The organism is Streptomyces sp. NRRL F-6492, assembly GCF_001280125.1.
Taxonomy (GTDB): domain Bacteria; phylum Actinomycetota; class Actinomycetes; order Streptomycetales; family Streptomycetaceae; genus Streptomyces.
The window spans coordinates 1-14,134 of record NZ_LGEG01000057.1; the positions used below are offsets into that span (position 1 = coordinate 1).

The window sequence follows — 14,134 nt, forward strand, 5'->3', positions numbered from 1 at the left end:
CCTCCACGCCCCCCACGCCCGCCCTCCCCGCCGACGAGCGGCTGCGCCGCTGGCGGCTCGTCCTCGGCGGGGACGACGCCGACGGCACCGGGCGCGCGCTCACCGGGACCGACGCCGCCGTGGACAGGGCCCTCACCGCCCTCTACGGCCGGAGCCCGGACGACCGCGACCGCGACCGGGACCGCGACCGGGGCCGGGACGCCGCCGGGCGGGGCCGCACGGCCGGGCTCGGCGCCTCCGCGCCCTCCGTCGCCCGCTGGCTCGGCGACATCCGCACGTACTTCCCCGCCTCCGTCGTCCAGGTCATGCAGCGCGACGCGATCGACCGGCTCGGTCTCGCCACCCTCCTCCTGGAGCCCGAGATGCTGGAGGCCGTCGAGCCCGACGTGCACCTCGTCGGCACCCTCCTCTCCCTCCGCGAGGCCATGCCCGAGACGACCCGGGAGACCGCCCGCGCCGTCGTGCGCAAGGTCGTCGACGACCTGGAGAGGCGCCTCGCCGCCCGCACCCGCGCCACCCTCACCGGCGCGCTCGACCGCTCCGCCCGGACCGCCCGGCCCCGCCACCGGGACATCGACTGGGACCGCACCATCCGCGCCAACCTCAAGAACCACCTGCCCGAGCACGGCACGGTCGTCCCCGAGCGGCTCGTCGGCCACGCCCGCGCCGCCCGGGGGGTGCGCAAGGAGGTCGTGCTCTGCGTCGACCAGTCCGGCTCCATGGCGGCCTCCGTCGTCCACGCCTCCGTCTTCGCCGCGGTGCTCGCCTCGATGCGGACGATCGCCACCCGGCTCGTCGTCTTCGACACCGCCGTCGTCGACCTGACCGACCGGCTCGGCGACCCGGTCGACGTCCTCTTCGGCACCCGGCTCGGCGGCGGCACCGACATCAACCGCGCCCTCGCCCACTGCCAGGCGGGCATCACCCGCCCCGCCGACACCGTCGTCGTCCTCGTCAGCGACCTGTACGAGGGAGGCATCCGCGACGAGATGCTCGGGCGGGTCGCGGCGATGAAGGCCTCCGGCACGCAGTTCGTGGCCCTGCTCGCGCTCTCCGACGAGGGCACCCCCGCCCACGACCGCGACCACGCGGCGGCGCTCGCCGCGCTCGGCGTCCCGGCCTTCGCCTGCACCCCCGACCTCTTCCCGGAGATCATGGCGGCCGCCCTGGAGAGGCGCCCCCTGCCGATACCCGCCGCCTGATCCCGGAGGCGCCCCGGGGTGCGGAATCCGTCGCCGCGGACCACCCGCACGAGTGGACGGAGAGCGACTGAGTTCCATATCACAGCGCCCCCCGGACGGCCCTCACTCCGCCGCCCCGCGCGCCGTGAGCGGCCGGAACCCCGGGCCCCGCCTGCCACGACCGCCGCGGGCGGCCCTCCCGCGCCCCCCGCGGCCCGTCCCGCCGCCCCTACGGTCTGTGACCCGTATCACCGCTCTCCTGTGATCTGCGATTTAGGGACCCACGGCACACGGCGATAACCTGCGAGACGGACATGCCGCGTCCACGGACACCGTGTACGCCTCCCTTGTGACAGAGCAGTCACGTTGCCCTTCGCGGCACGCCCACGCAGACAACGAACCGCGATCATCAGAAAAGGGACGGACGCGCGTGGACCTGTTCGAGTACCAGGCGAGGGACCTCTTCGCCAAGCACGGTGTACCGGTGCTGGCCGGTGAAGTCATCGACACGCCTGAGGCGGCGCGCGAGGCCACCGAGCGTCTTGGCGGCAAGTCGGTCGTCAAGGCGCAGGTGAAGGTCGGCGGCCGCGGCAAGGCCGGCGGCGTGAAGCTGGCGGCGAACCCGGACGAGGCCGTCGCCCGCGCGACGGACATCCTCGGGATGGACATCAAGGGCCACACGGTCCACAAGGTGATGATCGCCGAGCTGTCCCCGGAGATCGAGGCGGAGTACTACGTCTCGTACCTCCTCGACCGCACCAACCGCACCTTCCTCGCGATGGCGTCGGTGCAGGGCGGCATGGACATCGAGGAGGTCGCGGAGAAGACCCCCGAGGCCCTCGCGAAGGTCCCGGTCAACGCCGTCGACGGCGTGAGCATCGAGAAGGCCCGCGAGATCGTGGCCCTGGCGAAGTTCCCGGCCGACGTGGCCGAGGGCGTTGCCGAGGCCCTGGTCACCCTGTGGAAGACCTTCGTCGCCGAGGACGCGCTCCTCGTCGAGGTCAACCCGCTGGTGAAGACCAAGGACGGCCGCATCCTGGCCCTGGACGGCAAGGTGTCCCTCGACGAGAACGCCGACTTCCGCCAGCCCGACCACGAGGCGCTCGAGGACAAGGCCGCGGCCAACCCGCTCGAGGCCGCGGCCAAGGCCAAGAACCTCAACTACGTCAAGCTCGAGGGCGAGGTCGGCATCATCGGCAACGGTGCCGGTCTGGTCATGTCGACCCTGGACGTCGTCGCGTACGCCGGTGAGGCGTACACATCGGCGAACGGCGGCGGCGTGAAGCCGGCCAACTTCCTCGACATCGGCGGCGGCGCCTCCGCCGAGGTCATGGCGAACGGCCTGGAGATCATCCTGGGCGACCCGGACGTCAAGTCCGTGTTCGTCAACGTCTTCGGTGGCATCACCGCCTGTGACGAGGTCGCCAACGGCATCGTCCAGGCCCTGGAGCTCCTCGCCTCCAAGGGCGAAGAGGTCACCAAGCCGCTGGTCGTGCGCCTCGACGGCAACAACGCGGAGCTGGGTCGCAAGATCCTGTCGGACGCGAACCACCCGCTCGTGCAGCGTGTGGACACCATGGACGGCGCGGCCGACAAGGCCGCCGAGCTCGCGGCTGCGAAGTAAGGGACGAGGTCAGAACACCATGGCTATCTTCCTGACCAAGGACAGCAAGGTCATCGTCCAGGGCATGACCGGTGCCACGGGCATGAAGCACACCAGGCTCATGCTGGGTGACGGCACCAACATCGTCGGCGGCGTGAACCCGCGCAAGGCCGGCACGACCGTCGACTTCGACGGCACCGAGGTCCCGGTCTTCGGCTCCGTCGCCGAGGCGATGAAGGAGACCGGCGCCGACGTCTCGGTCCTCTTCGTCCCGCCGGCGTTCGCGAAGGCCGCCGTCGTCGAGGCCATCGACGCCGAGATCCCCCTCGCGGTCGTCATCACCGAGGGCATCGCCGTCCACGACTCCGCCGCCTTCTGGGCGTACGCGCAGGCGAAGGGCAACAAGACCCGCATCATCGGCCCGAACTGCCCCGGTCTCATCACCCCGGGCCAGTCCAACGCCGGCATCATCCCGGGCGACATCACGAAGCCGGGCCGCATCGGCCTGGTCTCGAAGTCCGGCACGCTGACGTACCAGATGATGTACGAGCTCCGCGACATCGGCTTCTCGTCCGCCGTCGGCATCGGTGGCGACCCGGTCATCGGCACCACGCACATCGACGCCCTGGCGGCCTTCGAGGCCGACCCGGAGACCGACCTGATCGTGATGATCGGCGAGATCGGCGGCGACGCCGAGGAGCGTGCGGCCGACTTCATCAAGGCCAACGTCACCAAGCCGGTCGTCGGCTACGTCGCGGGCTTCACCGCGCCCGAGGGCAAGACCATGGGCCACGCCGGCGCCATCGTCTCCGGCTCCTCCGGCACCGCCCAGGCGAAGAAGGAGGCCCTGGAGGCCGCGGGCGTCAAGGTCGGCAAGACGCCGACCGAGACGGCCAAGCTGGCGCGCGCGATCCTCGCGGGCTGACGCCGCCACCGCACAGCGAGTGGGCCCCGCCCCCTCCCGGGAAACCGGGCGGCGGCGGGGCCCACTCGCGTACGGGGACGGTGCGGGGCCCACTCGCGTACGAGGCGGGGCCGGGCGGCTATCCGGCCACCGGGACCAGCCGTTCGGGGCCCGGGTTCGGTTCGGAGCGCAGCCGGTCGCGGAGCTTCAGGTCCTCGGGCCTGAGCTTCTCCGGGCCGCCGCGCACCGGCACCCCGTTGACGGTCTCGCCGGGGGCGTTCACCGGGATGTAGCGGGTCGGCGCGGTCACCGCCGTGACGCCGGTCATCACGACGAGGACGGCCGTCACGCCGACCACCGCCCGCGTCCAGGCGCGGATCCGGCGCTCGCTGCCGGTCCGGACCGCGCGCGCCGCCGGGAGCGCCGCCTCCGGCACCTCCGTGACCAGCGCGTTCAGCCGCCGGTGCAGCTCCTCGGTGTCGGCGAGGTCGGGGTCCCGCCGCCCGAGGACCGTGCGCGCGTGCAGCAGCCGGTTGGCGGCGGCGGGGGTGCTCGCCTCCGTCTCGGCCGCCGTGTCCGGCAGGTCGAGGCCGAGCCCGTCGTAGAGCAGCACGGTGCGGCGGTACGCCGGCGGCAGTTCGAGCAGCGCGGAGAGCAGCTCCCGCTCCCCGCGGCCCGCCTCGGCCGGCGGGGCGTCGGGGTGCTTGTGGGCGCGGCGCAGCCGGTGCCAGGGGGAGAGGGCGTACTCGTACGCCGTCGCCCGCAGCCAGCCCACCGGGTCCGCGTCGACCGCGACCTCGGGCCAGCGCTGCCACGCCTGCTGGAAGGCGCGCTCGACGGCCTCGCGGGAGAGCGCCCGGCGCCCGGTGAGCAGGTACGTCTGGTGGACGAGGCCGGGCGCGGCGTGCGCGTAGAGCGCGTCGAACGCCTCCTCGGGGGTGAGGCCCGGCACGGCGGGGCCCTCGGCCGGTTCCGCGGCCTCCGGCTCCGGAGCGCCCGGTTTCAGGCGCTCCGCCGGCATGGAGACCCCGTCACCGGCCGGGACGGCGGGCGGCGGGGAGGAAACCGGGGAGGAGGGGGCCGAAGGAGTGAGAGCGGCCCCGGACACGGCCGTCTCCGCCGCCTCCGACGCCTTCTCCGACGTCTTCTTCGACGCCTTCTCCGACGTCTTGGCCGCGGGCGCCGCTTCCGCTCCGGCCGCCGGGCGCGGGGCTTCCGCCTGCCGCGCCTCCGCTCCCGGTGCTTCCGTCCGCCGGGCCTCCGTACGCCCACCGGGCTTCGGGGACGTGGACGGGGGCGCCCCGTCGGGCCCGCACGCGCCGAGCAGCCTCGCGTACGCCTCGCGCTTGCGGCCCCGGGGCGCCGAACGCCCGGCCTCCCACGCCTTGACCGTGGCCTTCGTGACGCCCACGGCCTCGGCGACCTGCTCCTCGCTCAGGGCGAGGGCCTCGCGCAACCTGCGCCGCTCCCCGGGGGCCGGCAGGGTGACGGAGGAAGGGGAATCCGCGGTGCTCCGGCTCATGGGCGTCGACCTCCCGCAGAGCTTCTCTGGGCGGAAAAGTACATAAACGTATCTTGAGCGACACAACGGATGTTTGCCTGTTACGCGGCGAAAGCGCGTGTCGTTGGGAGCATGGCCCCGTGACCCACGTGACCGAGCAACCCCTGGTCCAGGGCGGGCGCTCCGCCGCCCTCGCCGCCGCCTGCGTCCGGGGCGGGGCCGCCGCCGGACTCGGCCTCGGCGCCCTCGCGGTCCTGGTGATCGCGGCCTGGGTCAGCTCCCCGTTCCCCGACGGCGGCCCCGGCGACGTCCTCCACGCCGCCGCCGGGCTCTGGCTGCTCGCCCACGGCGTGGACCTGATCCGTACGGACACCCTCTCCGGCCTGCCCGCGCCCCTCGGCGTCGTCCCGCTCCTCCTGACCGTCCTGCCCGTCTGGCTCGTCCACCGGGCCGCCCGCGACACCCTCGATCCGGGCGTCGGGGCCCGGGACCGGCCGCGCCCCTCCCCGAGCGGCGCGGCCGCCTCGGTCGCCGGGGGATACCTGCTGGTCACGGCGGCGGTCGTGCTCTACAGCGAGAGCGGTCCGTTCCCCGCCGACCTGGTCACGGCGGGGCTCTGGCCGCCCGTCGTCGTCGCCGGCGCGGCGGGGGCGGGGGTCTGGACGGCGCTCGGCCGCCCCTTCCCCGGGCAGCGGTGGGCGGTCCTCGCGCGCGCGACGGGGCTCGGGCTCGTGACGCTCCTCGTCGGCGGCGCGACGGCCGCGGCGGTCTCGACGGCCTGGCACGCGAGCCGGGCGCAGGCCGCCTTCCTGGGCCTGGCGGGGGAGTGGTCGGGACGGGCCGTGGTCCTGCTGCTCGTCCTGGCACTGCTGCCGAACGCCGCCGTGTGGGGGGCCGCGTACGGCCTCGGGCCCGGCTTCGCCCTCGGCACGGGCGCCCTCGCGACCCCGCTGGGCCTCGCCGGGGACCCGGCCGTACCGCCCTTCCCGCTCCTGGCCGCCGTGCCCGCCGAGGGGCGCGGCGCCTGGCTCCACTGGTCGGCCGCGGCGGTCCCGCTGGTCGCGGCCGTGGTCCTGGGGCACCGGGTGGGCCGCTCGGCGCGGACCTGGACGGCCCGGGACACGGCGTTGGCGGTCCTGGGCGCGGCCGGGGCGTGCGGGACGGCCGTCGCCGCCCTCGCGGGGGCGGCGGGCGGCCCGCTGGGCTCCGGCCGGCTGTCGGCGTTCGGCCCGGTGTGGTGGCAGACGGGCGCGGCGGCGGTGCTGTGGGGGGCCTGCGTGGGCGTCCCGGCCGCTCTGGGGGCACGGGCCTGGGGCCGCCGCTCCCCGCGCCCGGAGCGCGTACCGGCTCCGGCTCCCGCGCCGGACGCTCCGGACGCTCCGGCCTTCGAGGAAACGGGGGCGGAGACGACCGACGGCCGGGAGCCCTCCCGGAAGCGGAAGCGGAAGTGGCTCCCGGCCCGGAGCCCGAGCCTGCTGAAGAGCGGCCGCCTCCGGCGGACCGGAGCGGCGCCCGGGACGCCGTCCCCCGGCGGCGGCTCGCACGGGGACGTGTACGACGACCTGTACGGGAGCGCGTACGGCGGCTCGTACGGCGACCCCTTCGGCGACACCGGCTACGAGCCGTACGACTTCCTCCCGGCGGCCTGGGAGCCCTCCCCGAAGCCCCGGCCGCAGTCGCATCCGCAGCCGAGGCCGGAGCCGCAGCCGGGCGAATAGACCCGCCGGACCCGACTACTCCCGGACCCCGAAGCCCGCCCGCAGCGGCTTCGGCAGGAGGTCGTTGCAGGCCAGCCGGCCCGCCTGGGTGAGGGCGTCGTCGCGGCACTCGTAGAAGTCGCGGTAGACGAGCTGCATGGTGAAGGCGCCCGCCACGATCGCCAGGGCCACGCTCGACGCGACCAGACCGCTGATCGCGGCCGTCCGCATCGCGCGCAGCGGGGCGGTCGCCGGAGAGGCGCCCTGCCCCGGGGTCCGTCCCGAGGACTGGGACGCCGGCTGTGACGTCGGCGACACCGCACCGGCCTCGCCGCCGGTCCCGTCCACCGCCCGCGGCCCGTCCTGCTCCGGCTTGGTGCGCAGCGAGCTGATCGCCCAGTAGAGGCCGAGGGCGCCGAGGAGCAGCGCCAGCTCGGGGATCTCGAAGAGGGCGAAGAAGAAGCCCCACATGCCGGCGAGGATCGCGTACCGCGCCCGCCGCTGCGCCGGGTCCTTCGGGTCCCAGCGGAGCCCCGGGCCGCGCCCGGATCCGCCCTGACCCGGCCCGTCCTGGCCGCCCTGGCGCTCGGGTCCGCGGCCGAAGCCGTCCTGGGAGGGGCCCGGCTGGCGCGGGCTCCAGCGGCCGTCGGACGGGCCCGACGGATCCGGGGCCCCGGACGCGTCGTCGTCCTGGCCCTCCGGGCGCCGCGGCTGCCACGGCTGGTCCGGCCGGCCCTCGGGCGGCGGCGCGAACGGGTTGTTGTCGTCCGTGGACTGGCGTTCCGGCATCTGCTGAACGTCTTCCCTCTGTCGTCTCGACCACGGCCGCACCCGTGGTCTCCGCTGCTGTCTCGTGCTGACTCGTGCTGTCTGCGTGTCGCCCGGTCCCCCGACCGGGTCCGGCCCGGGACCCTGACGCTACCGCCCGGCTCCGCCCCCGTCCCGTGGGGGCCGTCCGGTGTGCCGGTATCGTTGCTGACGGTCGAGCCATTCGTAGGGTTCCCCGTATCGAGCGGCACGATTCGTTCGTACGACCGCACAAACACCACGGAAAGAGTGACCCAGTGGCTGCCGCCCGCCTCGTCGTCCTGGTCTCCGGTTCCGGTACCAACCTGCAGGCCCTCCTCGACGCCGTCGCCGCCGACCCCGAGGGGTACGGCGCCGGGATCGTCGCGGTCGGCGCCGACCGCGACGGGATCGCCGGTCTGGAGCGCGCCGAGCGCGCCGGGCTCCCCACCTTCGTGTGCCGGGTGAAGGACCACGCGAGCCGCGAGGAGTGGGACCGCGCCCTGACGGAGGCCACGGCCGCGTACGAGCCCGACCTCGTCGTCTCGGCCGGCTTCATGAAGATCGTCGGCAAGGAGTTCCTCGCCCGCTTCGACGGCCGGGTCGTCAACACCCACCCGGCCCTGCTGCCCAGTTTTCCCGGTGCCCACGGGGTGCGTGACGCCCTCGCCTACGGCGCGAAGGTCACCGGGTGCACCGTCCACTTCGTCGACGACGGCGTCGACACCGGCCCGATCATCGCCCAGGGCGTGGTCGAGGTGCGGGAGACGGACGATGAAACCGCTCTGCACGAGCGCATCAAGGAAGTCGAGCGCTCGCTGCTCGTCGACGTCGTGGGGCGTCTCGCCCGGCACGGCTACCGCATTGAGGGACGAAAGGTTCATGTCGGTGAACACGGACACCGTTAAGCCCATCCGCCGCGCGCTGGTCAGCGTCTACGACAAGACGGGGCTCGAAGAGCTGGCCCGCGGTCTGCACGAGGCCGGTGTCGAGCTCGTCTCCACCGGCTCCACCGCCGGGAGGATCTCCGCCGCCGGGGTTCCCGTCACCAAGGTCGAGGAGCTGACCGGCTTCCCCGAGTGTCTGGACGGGCGCGTCAAGACCCTGCACCCGCGCGTGCACGCCGGCATCCTCGCCGACCTGCGCCTGGAGTCGCACCGCGAACAGCTCGCCGAGCTGGGCGTGGAGCCGTTCGACCTGGTCGTCGTGAACCTCTACCCGTTCCGCGAGACGGTCGCCTCCGGCGCCACCCCGGACGAGTGCGTCGAGCAGATCGACATCGGCGGCCCGTCGATGGTCCGCGCCGCGGCCAAGAACCACCCGTCCGTGGCGATCGTCACCAGCCCCGAGCGGTACGCCGACGTGCTCGCCGCCGTCCAGGGCGGCGGCTTCGACCTGACCGCCCGCAAGCGGCTCGCCGCCGAGGCCTTCCGGCACACCGCCGCGTACGACGTGGCCGTGGCCTCCTGGTTCGCCGACGAGTACGCGGCGGCCGACGACAGCGGCTTCCCGGACTTCCTGGGCGCCACCTACGAGCGGAAGAACGTCCTGCGGTACGGCGAGAACCCGCACCAGGGCGCCGCGCTCTACGTCGACGGGACGGGCGGCCTCGCCGAGGCCGAGCAGTTCCACGGCAAGGAGATGTCCTACAACAACTACACGGACACCGACGCCGCGCGCCGGGCCGCGTACGACCACGACGAGCCCTGCGTCGCGATCATCAAGCACGGCAACCCGTGCGGCATCGCGATCGGCGCCGACGTCGCCGAGGCCCACCGCAAGGCGCACGCCTGCGACCCGGCGTCCGCGTTCGGCGGCGTCATCGCCGTCAACCGCCCGGTGACGGTCGAGCTGGCCGAGCAGATCGCGGAGATCTTCACCGAGGTCATCGTCGCCCCGGCCTACGAGGACGGCGCGGTCGAGGTCCTGGCCAGGAAGAAGAACATCCGCGTGCTGCGCGCCGAGGGCGCCCCGGCCAACCCGGCCGAGGTCAAGGCGATCGACGGCGGCGCCCTCCTCCAGGTCACCGACCGCCTCCAGGCCGACGGCGACGACCCGGCGAGCTGGACCCTGGCGACCGGCGACGCCCTCTCCGCCGAGGAGCTGGCCGAGCTGTCCTTCGCCTGGAAGGCCTGCCGCGCGGTCAAGTCCAACGCGATCCTGCTCGCCAAGGACGGCGCCTCGGTCGGCGTCGGCATGGGCCAGGTCAACCGCGTCGACTCCGCGAAGCTGGCCGTCGAGCGGGCGGGCGAGGGGCGGGCGCGCGGCTCGTACGCCGCCTCCGACGCCTTCTTCCCCTTCCCGGACGGCCTGGAGATCCTCACCGCGGCCGGCGTGAAGGCGGTCGTGCAGCCCGGCGGCTCGATGCGTGACGAGCTGGTCGTCGAGGCGGCGCGGAAGGCCGGCGTGACGATGTACTTCACCGGCACCCGCCACTTCTTCCACTGAGCCGTCGGCAGGTGAGCGGACCACCCGTTCGGCCGATCGATCGATCGGCCGAACGGGTGGTCTCTGGTCTAATGGGTTGCTCTTCTGTCGGCCGCCGGTAATGGGGACGTGATGTTGGACGTAGGGAACAAGTCCCCCGAGGAGGCCGTCGCGGGCACCCCCGCCGCCGGCGTCCCCGCTCCCGCCGTCTCCCCCGAATCGGGCGGCTCCGGAGCGCCGGACGGCCTCGCCCCCGCGCCCCTCCGTCCGTACCTGATCGTCGCGGGCGTCCTGTGCGTCCTCTACTTCCTGTACTCCTGGGTGCAGTACGCGCACTTCCGGACCCCCTCCTGGGACCTCGGGATCTTCGGGCAGTCCGTCCGCGCGTACGCCGAGCTCCGGGCGCCGGTCGTCGACATAAAGGGGCCCGGCTTCCCGATCCTCGGGGACCACTTCAGCCCGGTCACCGCCCTGCTCGCGCCGCTGTACTGGATCTGGCCCTCGCCGGTCGCCCTGCTCTTCGCGCAGGCCGCGCTCTTCGCCGCCTCCGCCGTCGTCGTCGGCCGCACCGCGCAGCAGGTGCTCGGCAGCCGGGCCGCCGGCCTCGGGCTCGCGATCGCGTACGGGCTCTCCTGGGGGCTCCAGGAGGCGGTGAAGTCCGACTTCCACGAGATCGCCTTCGCCGTCCCGCTGCTCGCCCTGACCTGCCGGGCCCTGGTCCTGGGCCGCTGGACGGCGGCCGCCGCCTGGTCCGCCCCGCTCGTCCTGGTCAAGGAGGACATGGGGCTCACCGTCGCCATGGTCGGCGCGGTCCTCTTCCTCAAGGGCGCCCGACAGCTCGGCGCCGCCCTGGCCGGCTTCGGCGTCGCCGCCTTCGCCCTCACGGTCCTGGTCCTGATCCCGGCGGCGAGCAGCCTCGGCCAGTACGACTACTGGTCGAAGCTGGAGAAGACGGGCGAGGGGACCGGCACCTCCTTCGGGCAGGTCGTCGGCGACGCCCTCGCCTCGGGCGAGCGCTGGGAGATGGTCCTCCACCTGCTCGCGATCACCGGCTTCCTCGCCCTGCGCTCCCCGCTGCTCCTGCTCGTCCTGCCGACCCTGGGCTGGCGCTTCCTCTCCCAGGACCCCAACCACTGGGGGATGCTCTGGCACTACAGCGCGATCCTCATGCCGGTCGTCTTCCTGGCCCTCGTGGACGGCGCCCGCGCGGTGCGCACCTCGCCGCGCGCCTGGCTCGTCTCGTACGGGAGGGTCGTCGTCCCGGTGGCGACGGCGGTCGCGCTCGTCCTCGCCGCGAACCTGCCGCTGAGCGAGCTGCTGAAGCCGGAGACGTACCGGGCGGACGCGCGGGTCGCGCAGGCGCGGGCCGCCGTGGCCGCGGTGCCGGAGGGGGCGAGCGTGGAGACGGACGTCTCGCTCCTCGCCCACCTCACGGCGGACCACCGGGTCTACTGGGCCGGCTCCTCACGGGACGTCGACCCCGACTACCTCGTCTACGACCTGCGCGGCTGGTCGCAGCAGGGCTCGGACCCGGTGCAGCTGGCTTCGCAACTGCATCCGGGGGCCCGGTACGAGCTCACGCACCGCTCGGACGGATTCGCGGTCCTGAAGCGGCGGTGACGCGCGGCGGCGAAACGCCGCGGCCGTGCGGGAGGCCCCGGACATCGGTCGATGTCCGGGGCCTCCCGCACGCGAAGGGGCCGGTGTCAGCCGTTCTCCTTGACGACCAGCGTGCTGCAGACCTTGTCCGCGAAGGTCTGCTTCTTGGAGTCCCAGATCGGCCAGAGGTAGCCGATGTAGCAGGCGATGCCGTCGAGGAAGTGCGCCAGCTGGCGCACGAACGCCATGCCGAAGCCGAGCGGGCGGCCGTCCGACTCGCGCAGCGTCCGGGTGCCGACGATCTTCTTGCCGAACGTCTGGCCCGTCGCGCCCTCCTTGTAGAACTGGAAGAAGAACATGAAGACGAGGTAGACGAAGCCCACCAGGGTGAGGATCACCGCGAGGCCGTTCTCGCCGTCGCTGTTGCTGCCGCTGGTGCTGCCCATCGAGGCGCCGACGCCCGCGAGGATGTAGTACGGCACCAGCATGATGGCGCTGTCGATCAGCCGGGAGAGGACGCGCCAGCCCCAGTGCGCCAGCGGCGGAACGTTCCCGTAGCCGCCCGCGCCCGGGTAACCGCCACCGGCGTACGGGGAGACCGGCGGGGCGGCCGGGTAGCCGTAACCCTGCTGCGGCGGCACGCCCTGCGGGGCCTGCTGGGGGTAGCCGTAGCCGGGCTGCTGGCCCTGCGGGTAGCCGTACCCGGGCTGCTGGCCCTGTCCCTGGGGCTGACCGTAGGGGTTGTTCGGGTCGCCGAAGCTCATCGCGGGATTCCTCCGTGAAATTTCTCTGTGCGGGGACGACGCGGCCGCGCGGAGGACTTTCACGGCATCTCAGCGGATTTCCCCCCGGCACTTTCCGCGGTACTGCGCGGATCATCGTCGTCGTAGCGTCGACTTCTTGTCCAGTCGGTACGTCGCGGAGTTGTGCAAGTGCAACCTTCCGTCCCGCGGCCCGGAGCCCTCGGTGCGAGCGAATTGGAACAAGGCGGGGGACATCCGGGAAGATGGCTCCATGAGCGCCCAGATTCTCGATGGCAAGGCCACCGCAGCCGCGATCAAGTCCGATCTGACCGTCCGTGTGGCGGCCCTCGGGGAGAAGGGCGTCACGCCCGGCCTCGGCACCCTCCTCGTCGGCGACGACCCGGCCAGCCAGAAGTACGTGGCCGGAAAGCACCGCGACTGCGCGGAGGTCGGCATCGCCTCCCTCCAGCGCACGCTGCCCGGCACCGCCACCCAGGAGGAGATCGAGGCGGTCGTGCGGGAGCTCAACGAGGACCCGGAGTGCACCGGTTACATCGTCCAGCTGCCGCTGCCCAAGGGCATCGACGAGAACCGCGTCCTGGAGCTGATGGACCCGGAGAAGGACGCGGACGGGCTGCACCCCACCAACCTCGGCCGCCTGGTGCTCAACGAGCCCGCCCCGCTGCCCTGCACGCCCAACGGCGTCATCACCCTGCTGCGCCGCCACGGCGTCGAGATCAACGGCGCCGAGGTCGTGGTCGTCGGGCGCGGCGTCACCATCGGGCGCTCGATGCCGCTGCTGCTCACCCGCCGCTCCGAGAACGCGACCGTGACCCAGTGCCACACCGGCACCCGGGACCTCGCGGCGCACCTGCGGAACGCCGACATCGTCGTCGCGGCGGCCGGCGTGCCGCACCTGATCAAGCCGGAGGACGTCAAGCCGGGCGCGGCCGTCCTCGACGTCGGCGTCTCGCGCAACGCCGAGGGGAAGATCGTCGGCGACGTGCACCCGGGCGTCGCCGAGGTCGCCGGCTGGATCTCCCCGAACCCGGGCGGCGTGGGCCCGATGACCCGCGCGCAGCTCCTCGTCAACGTCGTCGAGGCCGCCGAGCGCGCGGCCGCGGCGCTCTGACGTGGCGTCCGGGAGCCTCCGGATGCGCCGCGGACCGCGCCGACGGCCGCCCCTCGTCACCACCGACACCGCGCGCCCCGAGGGCGGCGGGCGCGCCGCGCCCGGCGCCGCCCCGGCGCCCGCGCGCCAGTGGCCGCTGCTCACGGTCCTCTGCGTCGCCGGGGCCGGACTGCTCGTGGTGGGCGCGGACGCGTTCCCGCAGTCCTTCCGCGTGGGGACGATCCTGGTCGGGACCGCGCTCCTGCTCGGCGCCGTGATGCGGCGGACGGTGCCGTCCGTGGGCATGCTGGCGGTCCGGTCCCGCTTCACCGACATGATCACGTACGGGGTGATGGGCGGCCTGATCGTGCTGCTCGCGCTCATGGTGCAGCCGGGGCCCTGGCTGCGGATCCCGTTCCTGGAGGACATCCTCCACCTGACGGTGACGTAGGCCTCCGGCCCCTTCCGACGACGGTGCGGCGCCCGCCCTCTCCCCCGTGGGAGGGCGGGCGCCGACGTGATCAAGGGTCATGTACGTGCCAACGCCGGTTCAAGGCCCGTCGGCGCGCTGTGGCACGGAAG

Annotated in this window: 11 protein-coding genes and 1 pseudogene; 9 read left to right on the top strand and 3 right to left on the bottom strand. The window is 73.8% G+C overall.

The window, feature by feature from the left end:
- Nucleotides 1-41: 41 nt before the first annotated feature.
- The 3 genes from ADL08_RS07060 to sucD all read left to right on the top strand — a co-directional run bounded on the left by ADL08_RS07060 (nt 42) and on the right by sucD (nt 3,709).
- Nucleotides 42-1,202 (top strand): VWA domain-containing protein, encoded by a 1,161-nt coding sequence (locus ADL08_RS07060; protein WP_063885253.1) that lies wholly within the window; start codon nt 42-44, stop codon nt 1,200-1,202.
- A gap of 409 nt (nt 1,203-1,611) precedes the next feature.
- A complete protein-coding gene (gene sucC / locus ADL08_RS07065; RefSeq protein ID WP_053641200.1) occupies nt 1,612-2,805 on the top strand; it encodes an ADP-forming succinate--CoA ligase subunit beta in 1,194 nt (397 codons plus the stop codon).
- Between the two features lie 19 nt (nt 2,806-2,824).
- A complete protein-coding gene (gene sucD / locus ADL08_RS07070; protein WP_053641201.1) occupies nt 2,825-3,709 on the top strand; it encodes a succinate--CoA ligase subunit alpha in 885 nt (294 codons plus the stop codon).
- Between the two features lie 118 nt (nt 3,710-3,827).
- Here the strand turns inward: sucD and ADL08_RS07075 are convergent, their stop codons facing one another.
- On the bottom strand, nt 3,828-5,210 hold the full coding sequence (locus tag ADL08_RS07075; RefSeq protein ID WP_053641202.1) for a helix-turn-helix domain-containing protein: 1,383 nt from the start codon (nt 5,208-5,210) through the stop codon (nt 3,828-3,830).
- Between the two features lie 119 nt (nt 5,211-5,329).
- On the opposite strand from ADL08_RS07075, the gene ADL08_RS07080 reads away from it, so the two are divergent.
- On the top strand, nt 5,330-6,907 hold the full coding sequence (locus tag ADL08_RS07080; RefSeq protein WP_053641203.1) for a DUF6350 family protein: 1,578 nt from the start codon (nt 5,330-5,332) through the stop codon (nt 6,905-6,907).
- Nucleotides 6,908-6,922: 15 nt separating this feature from the next.
- On the opposite strand, the gene ADL08_RS07085 is transcribed toward ADL08_RS07080, so the two are convergent.
- The gene (locus ADL08_RS07085; protein ID WP_053641204.1) at nt 6,923-7,675 is read right to left on the bottom strand and encodes a hypothetical protein; all 753 of its coding nucleotides are present in this window, start codon (nt 7,673-7,675) and stop codon (nt 6,923-6,925) included.
- A 275-nt stretch (nt 7,676-7,950) separates the two neighbouring features.
- Between ADL08_RS07085 and purN the strand changes: the two genes are divergently transcribed.
- From purN to ADL08_RS07100, 3 genes are all read left to right on the top strand, one after another.
- The gene (gene purN / locus ADL08_RS07090) at nt 7,951-8,580 is read left to right on the top strand and encodes a phosphoribosylglycinamide formyltransferase (RefSeq protein WP_053641205.1); all 630 of its coding nucleotides are present in this window, start codon (nt 7,951-7,953) and stop codon (nt 8,578-8,580) included.
- The gene (gene purH, locus ADL08_RS07095; protein WP_053641206.1) at nt 8,555-10,120 is read left to right on the top strand and encodes a bifunctional phosphoribosylaminoimidazolecarboxamide formyltransferase/IMP cyclohydrolase; all 1,566 of its coding nucleotides are present in this window, start codon (nt 8,555-8,557) and stop codon (nt 10,118-10,120) included. The genes purN and purH overlap by 26 nt, the downstream gene beginning before the upstream one ends.
- A 111-nt stretch (nt 10,121-10,231) precedes the next feature.
- The gene (locus ADL08_RS07100; protein ID WP_053641207.1) at nt 10,232-11,719 is read left to right on the top strand and encodes a DUF2079 domain-containing protein; all 1,488 of its coding nucleotides are present in this window, start codon (nt 10,232-10,234) and stop codon (nt 11,717-11,719) included.
- A gap of 86 nt (nt 11,720-11,805) precedes the next feature.
- On the opposite strand, the gene ADL08_RS07105 is transcribed toward ADL08_RS07100, so the two are convergent.
- Nucleotides 11,806-12,462, bottom strand: a complete 657-nt coding sequence (locus tag ADL08_RS07105; protein ID WP_053641208.1) for an RDD family protein — start codon at nt 12,460-12,462, stop codon at nt 11,806-11,808.
- Nucleotides 12,463-12,712: 250 nt separating this feature from the next.
- On the opposite strand from ADL08_RS07105, the gene ADL08_RS07110 reads away from it, so the two are divergent.
- Both ADL08_RS07110 and ADL08_RS07115 read left to right on the top strand, forming a co-directional pair.
- Entirely contained in the window at nt 12,713-13,573 is an 861-nt protein-coding gene (locus tag ADL08_RS07110) for a bifunctional methylenetetrahydrofolate dehydrogenase/methenyltetrahydrofolate cyclohydrolase (RefSeq protein WP_053641209.1), read from the top strand.
- A 34-nt stretch (nt 13,574-13,607) separates the two neighbouring features.
- Nucleotides 13,608-14,003: pseudogene (locus tag ADL08_RS07115) on the top strand (DUF3017 domain-containing protein); the annotation flags it as partial.
- Between the last annotated feature and the right edge of the window lie 131 nt (nt 14,004-14,134).